Consider the following 24,053-nt stretch of genomic DNA (forward strand, 5'->3'; position numbering starts at 1 on the left):
CCTCCTTACTGCCCGAGCACGCCAACGGAAATGGTAGCGTTGCCCGATTTTTTCTTCGTAAGGGCAAGTGTCTGGCATCCGCTGTACCGTTTGCAGGCCGGTTCACTGACACCGTATGCTCCCGTATATTTGTACACAGTATCGGACGGCTCGGTAATATCCATTTCATTCAATTGTTCCGGCGTGTAGTACACGAACTCCCAGCCGTACTTACTGCATACATCAAGCAGACCTTGTTCATCTTTTTTCAACTCAATGGTGCAGAGCGCCTTGACACTATGAATCGAAAACTTCAGTTCTTCGAGCGTTTCCATAATCACCTGCTCGATTTCTTCTGCTGATGTCCCCCGATTGCATCCCATTCCGAGTACAATGCTTTTCGGACGATAGACCACACCGTTCGCCGTCAGTGCTTTTTCTTCTGACGACAATAGACGATGTGTAATCAGAAGTGACGCATCTGGCTGATTTGCAAGAGCATCTGCCATTGTCGGGTATACACGAAGTGAAGGCGGCATCGGTGTATCGTGCATCCACCAATCCGTCTCTCCCGACTCCTGTACAATGGCGACGTGTTCCTCATTAACAACTGAGGCACTGACCGGGGTCAGTTTCTTCTCAGATTCAGGGTCCCATGTCCAGCCAAAACGGCGGCCAAACAGATCGACCGGAATGGTTTTTTGTACGTCCGAGGCAGTTGTAATAACTGGCTTGGCCCCGATCAGTGCCGCCACTTCACGCGTCAGCTCATTCGCGCCACCCAGATGACCCGATAGCATACTAATCGCATGCTCACCCCGGTCATCAATGACAACAACACCTGGATCGGTTTTTTTATCCTTCAAAACAGGTGCGATCATCCGTACAACCGCACCGAGCGAGATGAATAAAATCAGCCCGTCATAGGCCGGAAAAAGCGCCGGGAAAAGGAGACGTACTGATCCTGCGAACAACTGAATCCCACGTGAATCTTCATCCCCACGCGCAAATTTGCTCATGTAGTACAGATCTGCATCGGGAAACGTATGCAGCAGGCGACGGGCCATTTCGACACCATGCTTTGTAATCGCCACTATGGCATAGCGACCGTGCTGCGTAATCGCGGGTACTACCCCTTCCGTTAATTCGATTAGCTGCGGATCGCTCATTATGACGGAATCCCCCGGCGAAAACGATGTGTGAATTCTTTGTCATACAGCTTCGAACGGAAGCGATCTTCAGCCGTAATATTCGGATCAAGTGCCCAGCCCGCAAGAATCATGGCCTGGGAACGGATGCCGTTCGCTCTCATATCGTCGTCGAGTGTCTCCAGTGTAGAGTGGATGATTTTTTGATCCGGCCAGCTTGCACGGTACACGACGGCAACTGGTGTGTCCGGTGTCCAGCCCGCTTCGAGGAACTCCCCGACTACTTTTTTGATTAATGTCGCACTCAAGAATAACGCAATCGTACAATGATGAGACGCAAGATCTTGCAGTTTTTCCCGCTCTGGCACTGGTGTCCGTCCTTCTGCTCGTGTCAGGATCAGCGTTTGGGTTAACTCTGGTACGGTCAGTTCTGCGCCTACTGCTGCCGCTGCCGCAAATACAGAGCTGACACCTGGTACGATTTCATAGTCTACGCCGTTCTTCTTCAAGAGCACCATCTGCTCGAGGATAGCGCCGTATACAGCTGGGTCACCTGTATGGACACGTACAACAGATTTCCCTTCTTTCGTACGTTCGGTCATAATTTCGACCATTTCTTCCAGTGTCATGCCTGCTGTTTTGATTACTTCTGCGCCTGGTTTCGCTTTTGCAACCAGTTCTTCATTCACAAGGGAATCCGCCCACAGAACAACGTCGGCTGCCTGTAATAGCTTAAGCCCCTTTACCGTAATTAAATCTGGATCCCCCGGTCCTGCCCCGATAATGTATACTTTCATTATTTTCTCACCACCATTAACGTTAAGTATTCAAGCTCAAGCCCTTTAAGCTCCGCCACGTTATTCCAGACGACTTCCTCACCTGACGTTACCTTTGTAATTACAGATGCATTCGGCAACAGGTTGAGTTCTCCTAGCACATCAATCATGACATCAATCACTTTAGCGACTTTAATAAACACAACACAGTCGTGGCTAATAAGCGCTTGTTTCATCTCATCTCGATCCGCTGTTGCCGGAATGATCGCGACATGCTCATCCCCGTCCGCAAGCGGCAGGCCAAGACGAGACGCGGCACCGTTCACCGAGGAAATGCCCGGTATGGATACGATGCGTACTTCTGGATGCTTCTCCTGCATCAGTCGCATCATATGGATGAATGTGCTATACAGCATCGGATCGCCTTCCGTTACGAACGCAACATCCTTGCCCTGAGCCAGACGCTCATACACTGCTTCTACCGTTTGCGTCCATTCCCGCTCCAAAATATCCGGGTCTTTCGTCATCGGAAACACCAGACCAAGCATTTCTTTTTGTGACTGATCAATGTAGCTCTCCACAATTTGATAGGCATAGCTTTTGCTGCCCTTGCGCTTGCGCGGATAGGCAATAACCGGAGATTCTTTCATCAAGCGATACGCCTTCACCGTAATCAGTTCCGGGTCGCCCGGTCCAACACCGACCCCATATAATGTACCTGTTGCCATCTTACTCATCCTCTCTGTGCTTCGCGGTTATGATATAGATCGGGTTCAATCCCTCAAACCGATTCATATGTAAAATAGGCTTACTGCGTGAGATTTGCGTCAGTGTCACCGCTGTTTCGAACCCTTCTTCTTCGAAAGTTTTCATCGCTTCATACAGCGTCTCAATCGTCGCTGCATTCAGCACGATGCGCCCTCCCTGCTTCAAGCGGGTACAACAGATATGCAGCAGCTCTTTCATCTCGCCACCACTGCCGCCGATAAATACCGCATCCGGATCAGCGAATTCTTCAATTCCCTGCGGTGCCTTGCCGTGTACGGTTACAAAATCCGTTCGGAACTTCTTCATATTCGTCCGACAGTTCTCAAGATCGGCTTCATTCTTCTCAATCGCAAACACCTGGCCGTCCCGACAAATACGGGCTGCTTCAATCGCCATAGAGCCTGTGCACGTGCCGATGTCCCATACCGTACTGTCTGATCGTAGACCGAGTGCTGCGAGACTGAGTATGCGCACTTCTTTCTTCGTAATGAGTCCTTTATCCGGCTTGCGCTGCGCAAATTCTTCGTCTGAAACACCAAGCGGCCACGCGGGACCCGGTACTGTACGCTTCAATACAACGATATTAAGCGGTGCGAATTCCTGTTCCGCCATCTCCTCGAGTGTATACCATCCTGTGCGCTCCTCAGTGCCTCCAAGATTCTCCGCCACAAAAGCCCGGTATTCGGTCATGCCAAACGATAGCAAGTACTCCGCAATAACGGCTGGACTGTTTGTCTCATCCGTCAGTACACATACCTTCTCACGTCCGTCAATTTTCTGTGCTAGCCCGCGCATGCTGCGCCCGTGCACACTGAGGAATGTACAGTCCTGCCAGCTTTCCTGCATGCGAGCGAATGCTTCTTGAACCGAACTAAGACCCGGATAAACCTCAACAGGAAGCTTCTTTGCCAAGTATGATCCGATGCCATAGAATAGCGGGTCACCGGATGCCAATACGACTGTTTTTTTGCCAGACTCCCGAATTCGCTCTACAAGTGCGGCAAGCCCGCCTTTGACCGCCAGCTTTTCACCTGTATAGTCCGGAAAAAACGATAGATGGCGTTCCCCACCAACAAGCAACTCGCTCTCCTCAACCCATGTCCGATACAACGGAAGCAAACTGTCTACCCCGCTGTCTCCGATTCCGATGACTTTAATTACTTGCTGCACTCTACTAGCTCCCTTCCTAACAGTTCGCTCTTCATCGTGATGAGCACTGCTTCCACATCAAAAGTCCCTTCTGCTTCACGCAGTGACGATTCACAGATGGCCCGGCACAACTCGCTAAAGAAGGCTGTATTTCCTTGTTCCCGCATCATGTCACCTACTTCAGAAGCTGTGTTTGCATTCCGCACCTGCGCAACCATCTCGTCTGACGCACTAGCACGAGCCGCTACTTCCGCCAGAAAATCGAAGTTAATCGGCGCACTTTTGGAATGCACCATCATCACGCCTTGTGCAACTTTAGAAAACTTGCCCATCATTCCAACAAGCGTTACTTTTTTGGCCCCAAAATTTCGGCACATTTTAAGCGTGAACCCAACAAAATCACCCATCTCGATAAACGCTTCTTCCGGGTAATCCGGATACAATTCCTGTATGGCATACTTCTCACTTCGCCCACCTGTCGTAATAATCAAATGGTCACAGCCACATGCAATCGCCACCTTAACCGCTCGGGCAATACTTGCTTTGAAAGCTGCTGTTGAGAACGGAACGACCGTGCCACGCGTGCCAAGAATCGAGATCCCGCCGAGAATGCCAAGCCGTGCGTTCAGCGTTTTTTTAGCGATTTCTTCTCCGTCCGGAACTGAGATGATAATACGAATCCCCCGGTTTATTCCGTACTCCGCCAGGACTTCCTCTGCGGTCCCCATAATCATCCGACGCGGTACTGGATTAATCGCCGCTTCTCCGACCGGAACGGGCAGACCAGGCTTCGTTACCCGGCCTACTCCAACGCCACCTTCTAGTTCAATGCCTAGTTCATTACGCCAGCTGACGGTTGCCACAATACGGGCTTGATGCGTAGCATCCGGGTCATCTCCCCCGTCTTTGATCACTTCCGCTACTGCATATTCATCAGCAAGCGTCACCTGCTCCATCATGAACGAGACACAATCTCCTATTGGAAGCAGAATCTCCACGTCCGTTACTGCACGTTTTTCCAGCAGAGAGAGGAGAGCCGCTTTCGTAGCTGCTGTTGCATTTGCCCCTGTCGTATAGCCGTGTCGGAGCGGCTTTTCCTCCTGTGCCGTCATCGAAGTTAGCCTCTCTTTTCCGCGAGAATGGTCAGGGCGTTCAGGGCTGCAACGGCAACAGGACTTCCGCCTTTCCGTCCGATATTCGTAATGAATGGAATGTCCATTTTCGCCAGCTCTTCTTTAGACTCTGCCGCCGATACGAATCCAACTGGAACGCCGATCACAAGACCCGGACGCGCTTCCCCTTCTTTGACAAGACGGATGAGCTCAAGAAGGGCAGTTGGTGCATTCCCGATCACAAAAATGCCGCCTTCTGCTTCTTTAATTGCTTTACGCATGGAGATAATTGCTCTTGTTGTATTCAGACGCTTTGCTTCTTCCATAACGTCCTTGTCTGAGATATATACATGTACACTGCCACCGAATTTTTCGATACGCGGCTTGCTGATGCCGACCTGTACCATCTGCACATCCGCTACTACTTTACGTCCTTCACGGATCGCTTTAATCCCGGACTCAATCGCATCCCGATGGAACACCATACTACGTCCAAGTTCAAAGTCAGCAGATGCATGGATAACACGCTGTACAACAGGATACTGGTCAGCGGTAAATGGATGCTCGCCCAGTTCCTCTGTGATCATCTCAAAGCTTTTGCTTTCAATTTCTTGCGGTTGAACCGTAAGTGGTTTAAATTCTGTATGAAAATCCATTAGATTATTTCCTCCCTGATTTTAGTATGTAAAGCCGTAAGTACGGCATCAAACTCTGAGAATACCGTTCCGTAATCAATCTTTGGCCGGGCAATGAGGATCGTCGGAATGCCCAGTTCCAATGCTGCTTCCAACTTCTCATCTACGGAGCCGACTTTTCCGCTTTCTTTCGTGATCATCAGTGTGACTCCGTATTGCCGATAGAGAGCAATGTTTAATTCCTTAGAAAATGGCCCCTGCATCGCAATGATATGCTTCTGCTCTACACCTAATTGCTCACACTTTTCCATGTTGTCACGACGCGGCAGCATCCGGGCAATGAGCGTTAGACCCGGCACGTCTCGCAATCGTTCTACGAATACCTGCAGCGTCTTGCTTCCCGTTGTCAGCATCACCACGCCACCGCGCTGTGCCGCTTCCTCTGCGGCAGATTCGTAATCGGGAACAACCGTTACAAGTGGATGTGTCGGCTCTTCGACCGATTTTCGCTCGTAGCGAATGTACGGTACACCTGCAGCAGCAGCCCCTTCTAATGCGCTACGTGATGCTTCTTCTGCGAACGGATGGCTCGCATCCACGATCGCTTGAAACCCCTGCTCTACGACTACTGCCGCAATCTCGTCTGCATTCAGGCGGCCTATCCGCACCGGAATCCCAGCCTCTGTCATGCTTTTCGCCGCACTCTCCGTCACAACCGTCGTAAGCAGCTCATACCCGGCATCTTGTATCTGAAGTGCCAGCTCCCGCGCATCACTCGTTCCTGCCAACATCAAAATCATGATTCTACCGACCCCTTCTCATCATGATGGTGGTGATCATGATGATCGTGGTCGTGGTGGTCATGATCACCGTGATGATGATGGTGGTGATGGCCGTGATCATGATCATGGTCGTGATGTAGATCCAGGTGCTCCACCGCAAATAGACGGTACTGACACACATCACAGTTCATCTTCACGTCGTCTGCCAGCGCTTCCGCCACCCGGTCCTCAAAAATCGTCTTCAGCCCTTCATGAAACCCAAAATAAGCGGTCATCACAAACTCCCGATCCGTATATTGTGCACGGAATGCATCCAGTTTCGTTTCCATTCTCTTCATCAAAATGCCCGTAAAGAGCAAATACGGAACGAGAATGACGCGCTTCGCACCGAGTGCCAGACAACGTGCAATTCCTTCCTCTACGTTCGGATCGGTTACCCCAATAAAGCACGTTTCCACCCATTTTACATGTAGGCGTTCCCAGAGCAGACGGGATAGCTTATATACCTCACTATTCGCATCAGGGTCACTACTGCCGCGTCCAACGAGTAGAACCGCTGTATCATCCGCCTGTTGTGCCGGATCGAAGCCTGTCTCCATCAGTCGTTCCTCTATAATATGCAGTACTTCTTCGTGAATTCCGATTGGACGCCCGTAGATGAACTGTACATGCGGATACTGCTTGCGTGCTACATCCAATGCCGCTGGAATATGTAGCTTCGAGTGTCCGGCTGGAAGAAGCATCATCGGGATGACTGCTACCTTTGTCGCGCCACGCTCTACACAAGCTGCCAGCCCCTGGGCAATGTCTGGGGCAGCAAACTCCAGAAAACACGTTTCAATAATCGGAACCCCGATCCGTTCTTTGATCTGCTCTACAAATGCGGAAATTTCCTCATTCCCCTGCGGATCACGACTCCCGTGGCCAACGAATAATATTGCGTCCATACTCATGCTGCTTATCCTCCCTGTCTGCTATTCTCCACACGCAGCTTCTGCCAGCACCGGAATCGGCACTTCCTCATAGACGAAGCCTTCGATCTGTTTGATCCGCTTGAAAAACTTGTGGAAACGTTCATTCGGATGTCCCTGTTCTTTATAGACGGCAATAATTCGTTCCAGCAGCCCAACAATCTCAGCCGGTTCAATCCCTTCCGCTACAGGCTGCCCCGCATGTGCGGTCCGTCCCACTGTCTTTGCCCCTAAGAACAGGTCAAATTTTCCCTGTCGGAACACAATACCGATATCCTCTTTAACCGCGCCATAGCACGCCATGCCACAGCCGTTAAAGCCAATTTTCATTTCTTTTGGCACATCCATTCCACCAAGCAGTGCCTGTATCTCGTCTGCATATGGAATCGGGTCCGTCTTCTCCCCGTCACAGAAATCACATGCTTTTACCGTAATGACATTCCCAACTGGCAGTACGAGCAAGCCTGCCTCACGAAGACGACTAACGACTTCATCCGGATTTGCGGTTGGCAGGCTAATGCGGAACTGATGATCCGGCGTGTAATCCATCGAGCCCCGTTCTCCGACAATCCCGGCAAGCAGCATCATCTGTGCCGCACTCAGCTTCTTATTCGCCACTCCAGGTGAAACTGCGAATTCAAAAATCTGCTCTTGTACAAAGCCAGAAGGAGATGCAACAGCAACGGACTCTTTTACACCATACAAGCACCCAAGTGCTTCATCTGCTAGCGCCCGAGCGGAAAGGGATTCCACCTGCTCCCGTTTTTGTTCAGGTGCAGACTGTATCGCTTCTGTTCCTGACTGCTCATCCATGCTGTGCAGTGCCCACGGCTCATTTTCTTCTCGCAAGCGCTGATGCGGTGCTAACGTTTGTTTCTCCGAGCCAAGCGTATACTTGCGCTGATAGCCACGCGGCGTGATCATTTTACCGTCATACAAGCATGTTGAGTTATTTCCGATAATGACAGTTGTTAGCATCCCGATATCATGATTAAGCATGTCAGCTAATGTCGTCACAACTACTGACTGACGATCCCGATACGCACTCTTCACGAGCCCAACCGGAGTATCCGGGGAACGATATTGCAGCAAAATACGCTGCGCTTCCTCAATCTGGCGCGTCCGGCGTCCGCTTTTCGGATTATATAAAGCGATAACAAAATCTGCCGCACCTGCAGCATCAATCCGCTTTGCAATTAACTCCCATGGTGTTAGATGGTCACTTAGACTGATCGTACATGCATCATGCATAACCGGCGCCCCAAGCAAGGATGCACATGAATTAATCGCCGAGATGCCCGGCACAACTTCTACTTCAACCCCATCAGCTTCCGTCCAGCCTTTTTCCATAAGCACTTCATAGACGAGTCCAGCCATTCCATATACCCCGGCGTCCCCACTGGAGATTACGCCTACTACTTTGCCCTGTTCCGCCTGGCGCACCGCTTCCTGTGCCCGACCTACTTCCTCAGTCATCCCGGCTTGCATAACAACTTGCTCGTCCCGCAGCAATCCACGAATCAAATCGACGTATGTCGTATACCCCAGGATTACTTCACATTCTTCAATCGCAGTCCGCGCTCGCATAGTCAGATGTGCTTCACTTCCTGGACCAAATCCAATCAGCAGCAGTTTTCCTCGTTTCATCTCCCGTGCTCCTTCCTTTTTGTACAATAAAAAAACGTCTTTCTGGTTAGAAAGACGTATTGGTAGACAATTAGTCATACAGTTACTTTGCTCGTATGCCTGTCGCTAGTCAACACGCCCCATCCTCGTGGTTCGATCGTGCAGAACTTTACGGCAGGTTTCCTGGCTTCGAGTACAAACGAGCTCTACCCCCTTCCCATTTCAATCACGAAATAGTGGACATTATGATAGCACTCTCCTCTTCACAGTGGCGGGACCGCGTCGGCTTTATACCGAACTTCCCTATTAAGCCCTTACATAAACATATCGGGCACCGCAAAGCAAATCATTCAATTTTTAAGTAGCCCTATCATATCACGAATTCTATATTTCGACTATGCTGAAAAATTCGTGACTTTTGCTGCTGCAAACTAACGATTATTTTACTCATAGTCATATCGAATACTAAAATATTTACTACCGTATCTCTTCCATAATTTATTACAATATAAAGGAGGTATCCTTACTTCAGGAGGGGATTGATTGTATGAATAAACCCATTCGCATTCTGATCGCTGACGATCAAACATTAATGCGTGAAGGACTTAAAACCATATTGGAATTAGAAGATGATATCGAAGTCATTGGAACACCCGATGATGGAAAAAAAGCATATGAAATGGTAGCCCAGCACCGCCCCGACGTTGTTTTGATGGATGTACGAATGCCTGTCATGGATGGAATCGAAAGCACTCGTCTGATCAAAAAAGAATTCCCTGAGACTGTTATTCTTATTCTTACTACATTTGCTGAAGATGCCTATATCATAGAAGGTCTTGCGAATGGAGCCAGCGGATTTCTATTAAAAGATATTCACGGAGATCGATTAATCTCTTCCATTCGAGATGCAGCTTGCGGCCAGCTCTTGCTCCCTTCCATCATTGCCACCAAACTTGCAACCCGACTCTCTCAACTTTCTTCCCAAGCCCAACACGAGATCAATACCGAAAAACTACGCCAGGAAGGCATCGAATTTTCCACACGCGAAAAAGAAATTGCCCATCTTATGCTCAAGGGCTTCAGTAATCGGCAAATTGCCAAGGCCCTGTTCATCAGTGAAGGTACAGTAAAGAATTATATCAGCATTATTTACAGCAAAATCGGTACAAATGAACGGACAAAAGCCATTATGTATATTCAAACCCTTGGCATTGAAGAATCCAATACTCAGTAAAGCAAAGGAAGAACCTTCATGAGACGAGCTTACACTTGCCTTTCGATCTTGTTCATTCTTATTCTTCTCCCATTTAGTCTCGCAGGCTGCTCACCTTCTACAGCTTCTCACCATCCTACTGTAAAGCAAGGGGTACTTGATTTGCGCGACTGGGATCTGGAGCAAAAAGGGACCGTTAGTTTGAATGGGGAATGGCAATTTTACTGGAGACAGCTGCGTGATACACCAGATTCTATTCCCTCACATTTTATTACCGTTCCCTATGTGTGGAACGGGTACGAATGGAATGGACAGAAACTCCCCGGTGAAGGCTATGCAACCTTTATCGCAACCATACGACTTAATCCTGCAGAAAAAGATAAACTACTCGCCCTTTATGTTCCTGATGTCTACACGGCCTATCGACTTCTACTTAACGGCAAGCAAATCTCAGAAAATGGAGTCGTCGGGACGTCCAAACAAACGATGAAGCCGTACTACATGCCGCGTCTTGTTTACTTTCGTCCGGAAACAGATACGCTTGTCCTTACCATGCAAATCTCTAACTTCGTACATAAAAATGGGGGCATGTGGAATGAGATGCTAGTAGGGGACGCGCAAACACTCGCCGACTGGAAGGAACATAGCATAATCGTTCAAGCCCTGCTTATCGCAAGCTTATTTATTCTCGGTGTTTATCATTTGACGATATATGCCATCCGGCGCAAAGATCTGCCTTCTTTCTATTTCGGGCTATTCTCTTTTATGCTTAGCATTCGTGCTACCATGCAAGAAAATATGTTTTTGTTTCAGCTGTTTCCCAACTTTAACTGGGAGCTCTCAAAAAAAATCGAATATATTATTCTTTTTCTTGGGCTTGCGGTACTTTGTCTGCTCATTCAATCGCTTTATCCGCAAGAAATTAAAAAACGTGTGGTACAAATTATCCAGATTATTTGCTCTTTCTTTGCCTGTATCGCCATTGTAACACCTGCTAGTATTTATACTCGAGTCGCTTCGATTCACTACAATTTCATGCTGATTACGATTGTTTATCTCATGTACGTTCTAATCCTTGCTGTTATTCGTAAACGACCGTTCAGTTATATCAATTGTTTCGTCGCGATCTTCTTCATGATTACCGTTGCCCTTGATATTCTGTATTACAATCAGATCATTCCATACGGAAATTTCACAACATTTGGACTGCTAATTTTCACTTCTGTTCAATCGATCAATCTTTCCATCACATTTGCTCGTGGCTTCTCCCGAGTCGAACAGATGACAGGAGAATTAAAAGAACTCAATGAAACTCTGGAATTGCGTGTCCAAGAACGAACACAGTCCCTCGAGCATTCCCTTCGTGAAGTTGCCCGAGCACGTGCCGAGATGTCCATCATGGAGGAACGAAGCCGTATTGCAGGAGATATTCATGACATTGTCGGTCATACATTGACAACAACTGTTATCCAGATTGAAGCCGGGAAACGATTACTCTCAAAAGACCTGCCGCGTGCTCTTGAAAAATTAGAACTGTCACAGGAGCTTGTACGAAATGGGCTAAATGAGATCCGCCGGGCCATTCGAATTGATCAGGAGGATGAAGAACAATTTGTATTTCCAGGTGTTTTATATCATCTTGTTGCGGAGACAGAAAAACATACGGGAGTAAAAATTGATACGGTGATTGAACCACTTCCCTCTTTGACACTTCCCCAGAAAAAGTTTATTTATCACACTCTTAAAGAAGGATTAACGAACGGAATCCGCCACGGGCAAAGCAATCATTTTATTTTCACGATGGAACGACGGGGAGCCATGCTGCACCTGACGTTAAAAGATAACGGAACAGGGACCTCAGAGATTGAATATGGATTTGGTCTGACAACCATGCAGAATCGTGCGCAAAAATTGGATGGGCAGCTCATGATTTTTTCTGAACCTGGGAAAGGCTGTCGGTTGTCTGTCAGTCTGCCAATCGTGCAGACAAGTAAATAATTCCTTTTTCTCGTATATAATAGAGCAGACAACTATTATCCAACGAAAAGGAGAAATACTATGATAGACAGCCGCATGGAACAGTTAGCCTGCAATCTTGTTACCTATTCGACGAAAGTACAGCCGGGTGAACATGTATTGATTGAAGCATTTGGTATTGATAACATGCTGGTCAAAGCGGTCATCCGGGAAGTACATAAAGCAGGGGGGCACCCGCATGTTAACATCCGCGATCATCAGGTGATTCGTGAGCTTCTAATGAATGCAACCGAAGAACAAGTTCGCGTCTGGATGGAGAATGATGAGCAGCAAATGCGCCAGATGCAGGCGTATATTGGGATTCGTGGTGGCCTGAACATCAACGAGTTATCTGATGTTCCGCCAGAGAATCTGAAGCTGTACAATCAACTGTATAATGCGAATGTCCACAGTAAGATTCGTGTGAAGCAAACGAAGTGGGTTGTGCTTCGTTACCCGACACCATCAATGGCCCAACTAGCAAATATGAGTACAGAAGCATTTGAAACATTCTATTTCAATGTATGCACGATGGATTATGCCCGGATGAGCGAGGCAATGGATGCACTGGTTGCACTCATGGAGAAGACTGACCAAGTGCGTTTGACTGCTCCAGGGACGGATCTACGGTTCTCAGTCAAAGATATCCCGGCCATCAAATGTGCAGGTGAACTGAACATTCCAGATGGCGAAGTGTTTACGGCTCCAGTTCGTGAGTCGGTCAACGGTACGATTTCATATAATACGCCGACTCCATACAATGGCTTCGTATTCGAAAATGTTGTACTCCGCTTCGAGAACGGTAAAATTGTCGAAGCGACCGCAAATGATACGAACCGGATTAACGAGGTGTTTGATACGGATGAAGGAGCACGTTTCGTGGGTGAATTCGCGATTGGTGTAAACCCGTTCGTCCGTGAGCCGATGAAAGACATTCTGTTTGATGAGAAAATCGATGGCTCGATTCACTTTACGCCTGGGCAATGCTATGACGAGGCGTATAACGGAAACAAATCAGCCATCCACTGGGATATGGTATTAATCCAACGCCCGGAATACGGTGGCGGCGAAATCTGGTTTGATGATCAACTGATTCGCAAAGATGGCCGCTTTGTCGTTCCTGAATTAGAAGCATTAAATCCAGAAAACCTGAAATAAAAAATGCGCGGTCTCGCCTATAGCGAACCGCGCATTTTTTCGTCTAAACCTATAACGACCCCGAGAGGATTCGAACCTCCGACCTGTAGTTTAGGAAACTATTGCTCTATCCTACTGAGCTACGGAGTCAAAATTCCTCTTCCATTATACCGATGTCCTTATCAAATTTCAAACCTCATTATTGTATGCGTTTTTATATAAAGAATCCTCTCTTCTATCATGATTTCTTCTCATTTATCCGAAAAAACATACAAGTCCAACTTATTCTGATACTGTTTTATTACAGATAAATAAATGAACCGTAAACTATAACAGTCCATCAGAGGTGAGTTAAATATGTTATCATCCCGTATCCGCCATGCTTCCCTGCTCGAAAAAATCGTCACAAAAGAAACCGCCGCGAGCTGGATCGAAGACGGTATGACCATTGGCTTCAGCGGCTTTACTTCATCAGGGGATGCTAAAGAAATTCCCGTTGCTATTGCAGAACGCGCTCGTGCAGCTGGAAAACCGTTTAAAATTAACGTCTATACCGGTGCATCTGTTGCTCCTACAATTGACTCCGTATTAGCGGACTACATGAACATTCGCCTGCCGTTCCAATCTGATAAAGACTTGCGCAAAAGCATCAATAAGGGAAACGTTAACTATATCGATCAACATTTATCCGAAACCGGAGATGCCCTGTTAACCGGAGCCATTCCTTCGGTCGACATCGCGGTTGTAGAAGCATTGGCTATTACAGAAGATGGAAGCATCATCCCAACTACCTCAGGTGGCAATACACATAACTATATTAAAAATGCAAAAGAAGTCATCGTGGAGCTAAACCTTGCTCAACCGTTATCACTCGAAGGCGTACACGACATTTATGACATCGGAGCATTTGGCGAGCGAAAACCGATTCCACTTCAAGCCGTTGATGATCGTGTGGGCCGCACTAGCATCCCTACTGGCCTAGATAAAATTAAAGGTATCGTCATCACCGAACAATTGGACACTCCGAAAACACTTGTCGAACCAGATGAGGAAACAAGCACTATTGCCCGTCATCTCCTGAATTTCCTGCGAGATGAAATCAAAGCCGGACGCTTATCAGAAAAGCTTCCTCCGCTTCAATCAGGCGTTGGATCGGTAGCAAACGCTGTGTTCCATGGTTTCCTTCATTCCGAATTCCATGACCTGGAACTATATTCTGAAGTGCTGCAAGATTCTGTATTTGACCTGATTGATGCAGGCAAAATTCGCTTCGCATCTGGTGGTGCTCTCACACTGTCCAAAGAAAAAATGGACGTTGTGCTGAATCATTTTGAAAACTATCGCGATAAAATGATGCTTCGCCCACAAGATATGTCTAACAACCCGGAAATCATCCGCCGTCTTGGCTTAATTACGATCAATACCGCGATTGAAGTAGACATATATGGAAATGTTAACTCAACTCACATCATGGGCAACAAAATGATGAACGGAATTGGTGGTTCTGGTGACTTTACACGTAACGCTCGCCTGAGTATTTTTGTAACGAAATCGATTGCGAAGAACGGAGACATCTCCAGCATCGTTCCGTTTATCTCACACGTCGATCACACTGAGCATGATGTGATGGTTGTCGTAACCGAGCAAGGAGTTGCAGATCTGCGCGGCCTGACACCTCGACAACGCGCGATCAAACTGATCGAGAACTGCGCCCATCCGTCTTATCGGGAACAGCTGTATGCCTACTTTAACGAAGCTTCACAACGCGGTGGGCAGACTCCACATGTTTTAGAAAAAGCGTTTGCCTGGCATGTACGCTTCAATCAAACAGGCTCAATGCGGGAAGGTTCCACTTTACCGCTCGTAGAAAAAGAAAAAGTGAATGTAAACTAAGTAAAAGGAGCGACAGATATAATCTGCCGCTCCCTTTTTATGATCTTACTTTGATTTTTTCTCGATTCTTTCAAGTCCACCCATATAAGGACGAAGTGGTTCTGGAATCAGAACACTGCCATCTTCCTGCTGGTAGTTCTCCAGAATGGCAGCCATCGTACGTCCAATGGCCAATCCTGAGCCGTTCAGTGTATGTACGAACTCTGGTTTTGCTTTTGGCTCGCGACGGAAACGAATGCCTGCACGACGCGCCTGGAAGTCTTCAAAGTTACTGCAGCTTGAAATCTCACGGTACGTATCATAGCTTGGAATCCATACTTCAATATCGTATTTCTTCGCCGCTGTAAAGCCCAGATCTCCCGTACACATGCTCATTACACGGTATGGTAAGCTAAGCAGCTGCAGCACTTTCTCTGCGTCATTCACGAGCTTCTCCAGCTCATCATATGACGTTTCTGGCTGAACGAACTTCACTAGTTCGACTTTATTAAACTGATGCTGACGAATCAAACCGCGCGTATCGCGTCCAGCTGAACCTGCTTCGGAACGGAAGCAAGCACTGTATGCTGCATAACGAATTGGCAGTCTGTCCGCACTGATGATCTCATCACGGTGATAGTTTGTCACCGGCACTTCCGCTGTCGGGATCAAGAAATAATCAGTATCAGCAAGCTTAAATGCGTCTTCCTCAAACTTCGGAAGCTGACCGGTTCCTGTCATGCTTTCCCGGTTCACAATATACGGTGGCAAGATTTCTTCATAGTTATGCTGCATCGTATGCAAATCCAGCATGAAGCTAATAAGCGCACGCTCCAGACGAGCACCAGCGCCTTTGTAGAATACAAAACGACTGCCCGTTACTTTGGCTGCTCCTTCAAAGTCCAGAATGCCAAGATCGGCTGCAATCTCCCAATGTGGCTTCGGTTCAAACGCAAAGGAAACTGCTTCCCCCCAGTGACGCACGGGAACATTATCATCTTCTGTCAGACCAATCGGTACACTTTCATGTGGTACATTAGGAATCCCAAGCATGATCTGGGAAATTTCTTCTTCTAGTACACGTATTTGCTCATCATATTCTTTAATTTTTGCAGATACTTGCTTCATCTCTGCAATTAGTTCATCAGCATTTTGTTTTTCTTTTTTCAGGCGGGCAATCTCTTCCGTTACGACATTACGCTTATTCTTTAGCTGTTCGCTTTCCGCGAGCAGGGAGCGCCATTTCGTATCGACATCCACAAACTTCTCAATTTCATTCAGCTTTTCACCGCGCGTTTCGAGCGCTTTTTGAATGGCATCGAAATTCGTCCGCAGCCGTTTTACATCTAACATCGTGTTCTCTCCTCCTGGTATGTAGAGCACCTATACTAAAAAACCCTCTCCCGCACATGGGGACAGGCATCAGGTTGTCGATTATCATATATCTTTACTTTACTATATCGCACCAAAATATGCAAAGGACACCCCCTCAAGGGTGCCCTTTATGTGTTACTTTGCTGCAACACTCTGATATTGTTCTACCATGCGAATGAAGTAGGTATGCATGCGAGCGTCTTCTGTCAATTCCGGATGGAATGACGCACAGAGCAGATGTCCCTGACGCGCCGCTACAATCTCGCCTTTGTATTCAGAAAGCACGTCTACACTGTCTCCAACTGACAGAATAAGCGGTGCTCGAATGAATACAGCTCGGAAGTCTTCTGCTACTTCTTTCACCGGCAGGTCTGTCTCAAAGCTTTCACGCTGACGACCAAATGCGTTACGTGCTACTTTAATGTCCATCAGACCAAGGTGTACCCAGTCCTGACCATCAATTTCGCCTGCGAGAAGAATCAATCCTGCACATGTGCCAAAGATCGGCTTCTTCTGTGCAGAAAACTCCGTAAGCGCTGTGTCGAATCCGTACTTCTTCATCAGCTTGCCGATTGCTGTGCTTTCGCCACCCGGTAGAACCAGGCCGTCAATCTCATCAAGCTGTTCTGTTTTCTTCACCGCAACGGCTTCCGCCCCGGCCATCTCCAGCAGGCGGATATGTTCCGCTACGGCACCCTGCAGAGCGAGTACCCCGATCTTCATGATCGATTACCAGCCACGTACAGCCATGCGCTCGTTTTCAAGCAGAGATGTTACGTCGATCCCTTTCATAGCTGAACCAAGGTTTTTGGAAAGCTCGCCGATCAGTGCGTAATCTTGGTAGTGAGTTGTTGCTTCTACGATTGCACGAGCGAATTTTTCTGGGTTGTCCGATTTGAAAATACCGGATCCAACGAATACACCGTCAGAACCAAGGTGCATCATAAGAGCTGCATCAGCTGGAGTTGCCACGCCGCCTGCTGCGAAGTTTACAACTGGAAGCTTGCCGTGCTCATGTACGTATTTAAGAAGTTCGAATGGAGCACCAATGTTTTTCGCTTCTGCCATCAGCTCATCAAGCGCCATGCTTGATACTTTGCGAATCTGGCTTTGCATCATACGTTGGTGACGAACAGCTTCTACGATGTTACCTGTTCCTGGCTCACCTTTTGTACGGATCATGGATGCACCTTCACCGATACGACGAAGCGCTTCGCCAAGATCACGAGCACCGCAAACGAAAGGAACTGTAAAATCGTTTTTATTGATATGGAATACTTCATCCGCTGGAGTCAGTACTTCAGATTCATCAATATAATCAACGCCAAGTGATTCCAATACTTTTGCTTCTACGAAGTGACCGATACGCGCCTTCGCCATAACTGGAACCGAAACGGCTGCCATTACTTCTTCCACGATTGTCGGATCTGCCATACGGGCAACACCGCCTGCTGCGCGAATATCCGCAGGAACGCGCTCTAACGCCATAACGGCTACCGCTCCAGCCGCTTCTGCAATTCGCGCCTGCTCAGCGTTTACAACGTCCATGATGACGCCGCCTTTTTGCATTTCTGCCATTCCACGTTTTACACGCGATGTTCCTTGTTCTGTCATTTGTAAAATCCTCCTGCCACCTTATAAAATTCTGAAATATATAAAGAGTATCAATAAAACAATTCTACATAAAACATCGAAAAAAAACAATGAAATAAGCTTCCAATGTTTATTCCACTACATATTGGAGTAAACAAATTTGCTAGAATAAACCTTTAATCAGACCGCCAAGGCTACCGAACAATCCACCAATAAAGTCAATAATTGCTCGGAACGTCAAGCGCAGCCAGCCAGCTTCTTCTACATCATTTTTCGCAACCAACGTGCCCCCGGCTTTTTGTTCATCCACCGGGCGAAGGAATTCATCAGCCTGTCCGTTTGCACCGACTAGCTTAACTGTACCGAGTGCCTGTCCCTGTTTAATCGGTGCCGTTGCTTCTTTTACAACCGCCTTTGGTTTATATGCCTTCTCTTCCCCATTACGAACTGGATACACAAGATCCTGGCCTGTCACCAATTCTATTTCCTTGTCGGTCCCTTTACTAACAGTGGCTTTTTCTCCACCTGGTACCTGACTACCTTTTGCAAGCAGCGGCACCATTTTATAATTACTGAATCCATAATCGAATAGCTTAGCTGTTTCTGTAAAACGGCTCAGGAACGAATTGGTCCCCATAACAACTGAGATAACACGAATACCATTGCGCTCTGCTGTACCAGTGAAGCAATATCCTGCATCATCAGTATGTCCTGTTTTTAAGCCATCTGCTCCTGGATATTGTTTTACAAGTGTTGGAAGCATCCAGTTCCAGTTGTCCATTTTAAGCGGATGAGGTGTACCTTCTCGGAACATTTTGTGTGGAATCTTCGTTGTTTCAAGCAATTCCGGATACGTTGTAATCAATTCTTTTGCCAGAATGGCTGCATCGCGTGCTGACATCACGTTATCACCACGATCAGAAGGTGGCGCAAACTGACCAAGGTCTTTTAACGGAAAACCAGTTGCTGTTGCGAAATACGTCTGTGTCATACCAAACTCTTTCGCCTTTTTGTTCATCATCTTTACGAAGTCAGCTTCTGATCCGCCAACCGTCTTAGCGATAAGATAAGTCGCGTCATTGGCTGAATAGATCGCCATTGCCTCATACAACTCACGAACTGTATGCTGCTCACCAAGGGCCAAAAGAACAGATGAACCGCCTGGCTTACCGAGGAAAGCTGCATATTCATCAGCTGTAACTTTTTGATCCCAGGTAACTTTTTTGTTTTTAATGGCTTCAAGCAAAAGATATTCTGTCATCATCTTCGTCATACTGGCCGGAGCAAATGGTTGATTCTCATTGTATTTATAAAGAATTTTCCCTGTTTTCGCTTCCACTAGAATGGCGGATTTTACATTCAGGTTCAATGTCGGGGTAGCTGCCTGTGCCCAAACTTGTCCAGACGGGACGAGCATTGCCGGCAAAAATGCCAGTAAAAAAGCTACCGCGATGAAAAATGTTTTCGTCAGTTTTTTACCGCGTGTTATCAAATCTTGCACCTCCACTTTTATCACACAATACTATTGATTCTATCATAACAACACAAAAAAGGCAGGGCGTTTTCGCCCTGTCTTTTTTGCTATTTTTAACAGATTATATGTGTTAGGACAACGAGTAATTTGGTGCTTCCTTCGTGATTTGTACATCGTGCGGATGACTTTCTTTTAGACCTGCGTTTGTAATGCGGATAAACTGCGCATTATCATGCAGTTCCTGGATTGTTTTTGTTCCGCAATAGCCCATACCGGCACGTAAGCCCCCGATAAGTTGATAAACAGTATCTACAAGCGGTCCTTTGTACGGTACACGACCTTCAATGCCTTCCGGTACCAGTTTCTTGTCATCATTCTCTTTCTCCTGGAAGTAACGATCTTTACTTCCTTCCTTCATGGCACCAAGAGATCCCATGCCTCGATATACTTTGAAGCGACGGCCTTGATAAATTTCAGATTCACCTGGGCTTTCTTCACATCCAGCAAACAGGCTTCCAACCATAACAATGGATGCCCCTGCACCAATTGCTTTTGCAATATCGCCTGAGTACTTAATGCCACCATCCGCAATAATCGGAACGTTATATTCGCGAGCAGCTGTGGCACAGTCATAAATCGCTGTAATCTGCGGCACACCGATCCCTGCAACAACACGAGTTGTACAAATAGAGCCTGGTCCAATCCCAACTTTAACGGCTGATGCACCAGCTTCAATGAGATCACGTGTTGCTTGACCTGTTGCTACGTTACCAGCCACAATCGTTAAATCTGGATATTTCGCACGCATTTCTTTTACCGTATCAATAACACCTTTAGAATGCCCGTGAGCCGTATCGATTACAATACAATCCACTCCGGCTTTTACAAGCGCTTCTGCACGCTCAAATGTATCTTTCGCTACACCAATTGCCGCTCCGCACAGCAGACGTCCATGCTTGTCCTTTGCTGCGTTTGGAAATTGAATCGCTTTTTCAATATCTTTAATTGTGATAAGGCCCTTCAGTTCATTATTTTCATCAACGAGTGGAAGCTTCTCAATTTTATGGCGTTGTAGAATTTGTTCTGCTTCTTTCAAAGTAGTGCCAACCGGAGCTGTAACCAGTTCTTCTTTTGTCATTACTTCACCGATTGAAGCTGCATAATCATGAACAAAACGCATATCACGGTTTGTAATGATACCGACAAGTTTATTATTATCATCAACAACCGGCACACCGGAAATCCGGAATTTTGCCATCAGGTTTTCCGCTTCAGATACAGGGTGATTTGGCTTCAATGAGAAAGGATTCGTAATAACACCACTCTCAGAACGTTTCACACGGTCTACTTCTTCTGCCTGTTTTTCAACGGACATATTTTTATGGATGATACCCATACCGCCATGTCTTGCAATCGCAATCGCGAGTGCTGACTCCGTTACTGTATCCATACCTGCACTAATGAGAGGGATGTTGAGTTTGACGTCTTCACTTAATTGTGTACCTACATTTACATCACGAGGGAGCACTTCCGATTTTCCCGGAATTAATAATACATCGTCGAATGTTAAGCCTTCTTTACCAAATTTATTTTCCCACACGATGAGTACCTTCCTTTTCCATTGTTTTGATATTTCTAAATGCGTTCATTGATATTATCGAAAGTTTAACAAATCACTTATTTTACTGTCAAGAATACATTCATATTGTTCGGCTTTTCAGCAAACACTACAGGAAAATCTCAAAATAAAAGGAATACATGTTTGATTTTTACGAATAATCAGAGATAAATGGAGGGTTTTTATGTACACAGCGGTTCATACAATATTATGTGAAAATCCAACTGAAAAAATGTGGGATAGCTATTTATATTTTGAAAACGAACCGATGGTCAAGCAATTTCTACAAAATACCTATGAAAAACAGGACTATAAGAAGGCAAATGTCCTTGCTTTTACAAATGCAACCAAGTTTATTTACTACATAAAACAGGCCAGACAATACTACCTGTCCGCCAAAAAAAGTGACCTATTGGTTCGTCCACTTCTTTTATACTATGGAATGGTTAGCCTCCTAAAAGCGTACATCTTAACAAGGGACCCACTTTATCCCAGTACAACAAAAGTGTTGCAACACGGCATTACAAGTCGAAAAATAAAAAAGAATTATTACTCACTAGCAGAGGACGAGGTTCGAATTCAAAAAGAGGGGCTACTCCCTTACTTTCATTCCTTACTGCAAAAAGAGCCCGTGTGCGATAAGTATCAGCTTTCTGACTTACTCGCTCTCTTACCAGAACTTCAGCCAACCTATCAACGTATCTATCATAAAACGACTCTTCTTCCTGTGACTGTGTCTCCTTCCCTAGATGTTTCACGATCCTGTACAGTACTTTCCCTTTCGGAAGAAGTACTCGATTGCGCTCATTTAACATACGATAGTTTCATTTACTATATGAATCGCTATAACAAAGGGGAAGGAAATTTTTCAGCATCAAATGCAAACACTCCATCTGGAATGATTCAATTAGAATGGAGTCATCCGACCTATACACATGTAAAAGAAAATGGAAATGGGTTCGAAAATGAACTTTTTAGTAGTAATTACAAAGGAGAATTTTTCTATAATGTATCTATAAAGAAGGATGCTACGATTAATGAAATCGAAATTCACTACATGATTATGTATATAATTAGTATGCTCTGTCGATATGAAACAGAGAAATGGGGAGAAATTATCTTTTCTTTTGCTTCAGAGGACCTATATATAATTCAAGAGTTCTTAACGATATCAACCCGAAAATTCCCCAATATCATGTATGATTTACTATTAGGAAAACGACATATTTTTCAAGTTGTATAACGTCTGCAATATAACAAAATACCCCCTCTATCCATTTAGAATAAAGGGGGTATTCTACACCTTCAAAACTGAATCGAAACGAAACGCAAGTTATATTGGTTAAGCCCTCGACCGATTAGTATTCGTCAGCTCCGTACATTGCTGCACTTCCACCTCGAACCTATCTACCTCATCATCTATAAGGGGTCTTACCAGCTTATGCTGTGGGAAATCTCATCTTGAGGGGGGCTTCACGCTTAGATGCTTTCAGCGCTTATCCCGTCCGCACATAGCTACCCAGCTGTGCTCCTGGCGGAACAACTGGTGCACCAGCGGTGCGTCCATCCCGGTCCTCTCGTACTAAGGACAGCTCCTCTCAAATTTCCTACGCCCACGACAGATAGGGACCGAACTGTCTCACGACGTTCTGAACCCAGCTCGCGTACCGCTTTAATGGGCGAACAGCCCAACCCTTGGAACCTACTTCAGCTCCAGGATGCGATGAGCCGACATCGAGGTGCCAAACCTCCCCGTCGATGTGGACTCTTGGGGGAGATAAGCCTGTTATCCCCAGGGTAGCTTTTATCCGTTGAGCGATGGCCCTTCCATGCGGAACCACCGGATCACTAAGCCCGACTTTCGTCCCTGCTCGACTTGTAGGTCTCGCAGTCAAGCTCCCTTGTGCCTTTACACTCTGCGAATGATTTCCAACCATTCTGAGGGAACCTTTGGGCGCCTCCGTTACCTTTTAGGAGGCGACCGCCCCAGTCAAACTGCCCGCCTGACACGGTCCTTCATCCCGGTAAGGGATGCAAGTGAGAAGGCCAGCATTGTCAGGGTGGTATCCCAAGGACGCCTCCCCCGAACCTGACGGTCCGGATTCAACGGCTCCCACCTATCCTGTACAAACAATACCAGCATTCAATATCAGGCTGCAGTAAAGCTCCATGGGGTCTTTCCGTCTTGTCGCGGGTAACCTGCATCTTCACAGGTAGTATGATTTCACCGAGTCTCTTGCCGAGACAGTGCCCAAGTCGTTACGCCTTTCGTGCGGGTCGGAACTTACCCGACAAGGAATTTCGCTACCTTAGGACCGTTATAGTTACGGCCGCCGTTTACTGGGGCTTCGGTTCAAAGCTTCGCCTTGCGGCTAACCTTTCCCCTTAACCTTCCAGCACCGGGCAGGCGTCAGCCCCTATACTTCGCCTTGCGGCTTCGCAGAGACCTGTGTTTTTGCTAAACAGTCGCTTGGGCCTTTTCACTGCGGCCCCCTCGCGCTTTGACACGCTACCGGGGCACCCCTTCTCCCGAAGTTACGGGGTCATTTTGCCGAGTTCCTTAGCAAGAGTTTTCTCGCGCGCCTTAGGATTCTCTCCTCGCCTACCTGTGTCGGTTTGCGGTACGGGTACCTCACTCCTCGCTAGAGGCTTTTCTTGGCAGTGTGAGATCAGGGACTTCGCTACTTTAATTCGCTCGCCATCACAGCCTGGCGTTACAGTGTACGGATTTGCCTATACACACGCCTCACTGCTTGGACAGACATAACCAGCAGTCTGCTCACCCTACCCTCCTGCGTCCCCCCGTTGCT

Annotated in this window: 19 protein-coding genes, 1 tRNA gene, 1 riboswitch and 1 other annotated feature; of the genes, 5 read left to right on the plus strand and 15 right to left on the minus strand. The window is 46.9% G+C overall.

From position 1 onward, the window contains the following. Nucleotides 1–5: 5 nt before the first annotated feature. The 9 genes from PO771_RS19290 to cobJ are packed head-to-tail and all read right to left on the minus strand — an operon-like array spanning nucleotide 6 to nucleotide 8,967. Nucleotides 6–1,148: a cobalt-precorrin 5A hydrolase gene (locus PO771_RS19290; protein ID WP_272561247.1), complete on the minus strand. Its 1,143-nt coding sequence runs from the start codon at nucleotides 1,146–1,148 to the stop codon at nucleotides 6–8. Next, nucleotides 1,148–1,924, minus strand: coding sequence for a precorrin-4 C(11)-methyltransferase (cobM, locus tag PO771_RS19295; protein WP_272561248.1), 777 nt, complete (start codon nucleotides 1,922–1,924; stop codon nucleotides 1,148–1,150). The genes PO771_RS19290 and cobM overlap by 1 nt, the downstream gene beginning before the upstream one ends. Beyond that, nucleotides 1,924–2,640 (minus strand): precorrin-2 C(20)-methyltransferase, encoded by a 717-nt coding sequence (gene cobI, locus PO771_RS19300; RefSeq protein ID WP_272561249.1) that lies wholly within the window; start codon nucleotides 2,638–2,640, stop codon nucleotides 1,924–1,926. The genes cobM and cobI overlap by 1 nt, the downstream gene beginning before the upstream one ends. Then, nucleotides 2,633–3,841, minus strand: a complete 1,209-nt coding sequence (gene cbiE, locus PO771_RS19305) for a precorrin-6y C5,15-methyltransferase (decarboxylating) subunit CbiE (RefSeq protein WP_272561250.1) — start codon at nucleotides 3,839–3,841, stop codon at nucleotides 2,633–2,635. Before cbiE ends, cobI begins: the two co-directional genes overlap by 8 nt. Next, a complete protein-coding gene (locus PO771_RS19310) occupies nucleotides 3,829–4,932 on the minus strand; it encodes a cobalt-precorrin-5B (C(1))-methyltransferase (protein WP_272561251.1) in 1,104 nt (367 codons plus the stop codon). The genes cbiE and PO771_RS19310 overlap by 13 nt, the downstream gene beginning before the upstream one ends. Before the next feature lie 5 nt (nucleotides 4,933–4,937). Beyond that, nucleotides 4,938–5,588, minus strand: coding sequence for a precorrin-8X methylmutase (locus PO771_RS19315; RefSeq protein WP_272561252.1), 651 nt, complete (start codon nucleotides 5,586–5,588; stop codon nucleotides 4,938–4,940). Next, entirely contained in the window at nucleotides 5,588–6,367 is a 780-nt protein-coding gene (cobK, locus tag PO771_RS19320) for a precorrin-6A reductase (protein ID WP_272561253.1), read from the minus strand. The genes PO771_RS19315 and cobK overlap by 1 nt, the downstream gene beginning before the upstream one ends. Continuing rightward, entirely contained in the window at nucleotides 6,364–7,296 is a 933-nt protein-coding gene (locus PO771_RS19325; protein ID WP_272563225.1) for a sirohydrochlorin chelatase, read from the minus strand. Before PO771_RS19325 ends, cobK begins: the two co-directional genes overlap by 4 nt. Nucleotides 7,297–7,323: 27 nt before the next feature. Next, nucleotides 7,324–8,967 (minus strand): precorrin-3B C(17)-methyltransferase, encoded by a 1,644-nt coding sequence (cobJ, locus tag PO771_RS19330; RefSeq protein WP_272561254.1) that lies wholly within the window; start codon nucleotides 8,965–8,967, stop codon nucleotides 7,324–7,326. 135 nt (nucleotides 8,968–9,102) lie between these two features. Beyond that, nucleotides 9,103–9,300: riboswitch (cobalamin riboswitch) on the minus strand. 193 nt (nucleotides 9,301–9,493) lie between these two features. Between cobJ and PO771_RS19335 the strand changes: the two genes are divergently transcribed. Genes PO771_RS19335 through PO771_RS19345 form a run of 3 tightly spaced genes read left to right on the plus strand, consistent with a single transcriptional unit; the run spans nucleotide 9,494 to nucleotide 13,333 of the window. Beyond that, the gene (locus tag PO771_RS19335) at nucleotides 9,494–10,180 is read left to right on the plus strand and encodes a response regulator transcription factor (RefSeq protein ID WP_272561255.1); all 687 of its coding nucleotides are present in this window, start codon (nucleotides 9,494–9,496) and stop codon (nucleotides 10,178–10,180) included. Nucleotides 10,181–10,198: 18 nt separating this feature from the next. Further along, a complete protein-coding gene (locus PO771_RS19340) occupies nucleotides 10,199–12,157 on the plus strand; it encodes a sensor histidine kinase (protein WP_272561256.1) in 1,959 nt (652 codons plus the stop codon). Nucleotides 12,158–12,217: 60 nt separating this feature from the next. Next, on the plus strand, nucleotides 12,218–13,333 hold the full coding sequence (locus PO771_RS19345; protein ID WP_272561257.1) for an aminopeptidase: 1,116 nt from the start codon (nucleotides 12,218–12,220) through the stop codon (nucleotides 13,331–13,333). 55 nt (nucleotides 13,334–13,388) lie between these two features. Here PO771_RS19345 and PO771_RS19350 read toward each other — a convergent pair. After that, a tRNA-Arg gene (locus PO771_RS19350) sits at nucleotides 13,389–13,462 on the minus strand. 207 nt (nucleotides 13,463–13,669) lie between these two features. On the opposite strand from PO771_RS19350, the gene PO771_RS19355 reads away from it, so the two are divergent. Next, nucleotides 13,670–15,205 (plus strand): succinyl-CoA:acetate CoA-transferase ScpC, encoded by a 1,536-nt coding sequence (locus PO771_RS19355; protein ID WP_272561258.1) that lies wholly within the window; start codon nucleotides 13,670–13,672, stop codon nucleotides 15,203–15,205. Nucleotides 15,206–15,250: 45 nt separating this feature from the next. Here PO771_RS19355 and serS read toward each other — a convergent pair whose 3' ends face one another. The 5 genes from serS to guaB all read right to left on the minus strand — a co-directional run bounded on the left by serS (nucleotide 15,251) and on the right by guaB (nucleotide 21,225). Then, complete coding sequence (serS, locus tag PO771_RS19360) at nucleotides 15,251–16,537, minus strand: serine--tRNA ligase (protein ID WP_272561259.1); 1,287 nt, start codon at nucleotides 16,535–16,537, stop codon at nucleotides 15,251–15,253. A gap of 156 nt (nucleotides 16,538–16,693) precedes the next feature. Continuing rightward, nucleotides 16,694–17,281 (minus strand): pyridoxal 5'-phosphate synthase glutaminase subunit PdxT, encoded by a 588-nt coding sequence (gene pdxT, locus PO771_RS19365; protein WP_272561260.1) that lies wholly within the window; start codon nucleotides 17,279–17,281, stop codon nucleotides 16,694–16,696. A 6-nt stretch (nucleotides 17,282–17,287) separates the two neighbouring features. After that, a complete protein-coding gene (gene pdxS, locus PO771_RS19370; protein ID WP_272561261.1) occupies nucleotides 17,288–18,172 on the minus strand; it encodes a pyridoxal 5'-phosphate synthase lyase subunit PdxS in 885 nt (294 codons plus the stop codon). A 142-nt stretch (nucleotides 18,173–18,314) separates the two neighbouring features. Beyond that, nucleotides 18,315–19,643, minus strand: coding sequence for a D-alanyl-D-alanine carboxypeptidase family protein (locus PO771_RS19375; RefSeq protein ID WP_272561262.1), 1,329 nt, complete (start codon nucleotides 19,641–19,643; stop codon nucleotides 18,315–18,317). 112 nt (nucleotides 19,644–19,755) lie between these two features. Then, on the minus strand, nucleotides 19,756–21,225 hold the full coding sequence (gene guaB / locus PO771_RS19380; protein ID WP_272561263.1) for an IMP dehydrogenase: 1,470 nt from the start codon (nucleotides 21,223–21,225) through the stop codon (nucleotides 19,756–19,758). A gap of 202 nt (nucleotides 21,226–21,427) precedes the next feature. Between guaB and PO771_RS19385 the strand changes: the two genes are divergently transcribed. After that, the gene (locus PO771_RS19385; RefSeq protein ID WP_272561264.1) at nucleotides 21,428–22,486 is read left to right on the plus strand and encodes a YaaC family protein; all 1,059 of its coding nucleotides are present in this window, start codon (nucleotides 21,428–21,430) and stop codon (nucleotides 22,484–22,486) included. A 95-nt stretch (nucleotides 22,487–22,581) separates the two neighbouring features. After that, nucleotides 22,582–24,053: a sequence feature (23S ribosomal RNA rRNA prediction is too short), on the minus strand.

The sequence above is a fragment of the Aneurinibacillus uraniidurans genome, from assembly GCF_028471905.1.
Taxonomy (GTDB): domain Bacteria; phylum Bacillota; class Bacilli; order Aneurinibacillales; family Aneurinibacillaceae; genus Aneurinibacillus; species Aneurinibacillus uraniidurans.

What these genes read in the sequence shown, in the direction of transcription:
- PO771_RS19340 (WP_272561256.1), top strand. Translation starts at nt 10,199, where the DNA reads ATGAGACGAGCTTACACTTGCCTTTCGATCTTGTTCATTCTTATTCTT.
- pdxT (WP_272561260.1), bottom strand. Translation starts at nt 17,281, where the DNA reads ATGAAGATCGGGGTACTCGCTCTGCAGGGTGCCGTAGCGGAACATATC.
- cobI (WP_272561249.1), bottom strand. Translation starts at nt 2,640, where the DNA reads ATGAGTAAGATGGCAACAGGTACATTATATGGGGTCGGTGTTGGACCG.
- PO771_RS19290 (WP_272561247.1), bottom strand. Translation starts at nt 1,148, where the DNA reads ATGAGCGATCCGCAGCTAATCGAATTAACGGAAGGGGTAGTACCCGCG.
- PO771_RS19335 (WP_272561255.1), top strand. Translation starts at nt 9,494, where the DNA reads ATGAATAAACCCATTCGCATTCTGATCGCTGACGATCAAACATTAATG.
- pdxS (WP_272561261.1), bottom strand. Translation starts at nt 18,172, where the DNA reads ATGACAGAACAAGGAACATCGCGTGTAAAACGTGGAATGGCAGAAATG.
- PO771_RS19315 (WP_272561252.1), bottom strand. Translation starts at nt 5,588, where the DNA reads ATGGATTTTCATACAGAATTTAAACCACTTACGGTTCAACCGCAAGAA.
- PO771_RS19355 (WP_272561258.1), top strand. Translation starts at nt 13,670, where the DNA reads ATGTTATCATCCCGTATCCGCCATGCTTCCCTGCTCGAAAAAATCGTC.
- cobK (WP_272561253.1), bottom strand. Translation starts at nt 6,367, where the DNA reads ATGATTTTGATGTTGGCAGGAACGAGTGATGCGCGGGAGCTGGCACTT.
- PO771_RS19345 (WP_272561257.1), top strand. Translation starts at nt 12,218, where the DNA reads ATGATAGACAGCCGCATGGAACAGTTAGCCTGCAATCTTGTTACCTAT.
- cobM (WP_272561248.1), bottom strand. Translation starts at nt 1,924, where the DNA reads ATGAAAGTATACATTATCGGGGCAGGACCGGGGGATCCAGATTTAATT.
- cobJ (WP_272561254.1), bottom strand. Translation starts at nt 8,967, where the DNA reads ATGAAACGAGGAAAACTGCTGCTGATTGGATTTGGTCCAGGAAGTGAA.
- PO771_RS19310 (WP_272561251.1), bottom strand. Translation starts at nt 4,932, where the DNA reads ATGACGGCACAGGAGGAAAAGCCGCTCCGACACGGCTATACGACAGGG.
- PO771_RS19325 (WP_272563225.1), bottom strand. Translation starts at nt 7,296, where the DNA reads ATGGACGCAATATTATTCGTTGGCCACGGGAGTCGTGATCCGCAGGGG.
- PO771_RS19385 (WP_272561264.1), top strand. Translation starts at nt 21,428, where the DNA reads ATGTACACAGCGGTTCATACAATATTATGTGAAAATCCAACTGAAAAA.
- serS (WP_272561259.1), bottom strand. Translation starts at nt 16,537, where the DNA reads ATGTTAGATGTAAAACGGCTGCGGACGAATTTCGATGCCATTCAAAAA.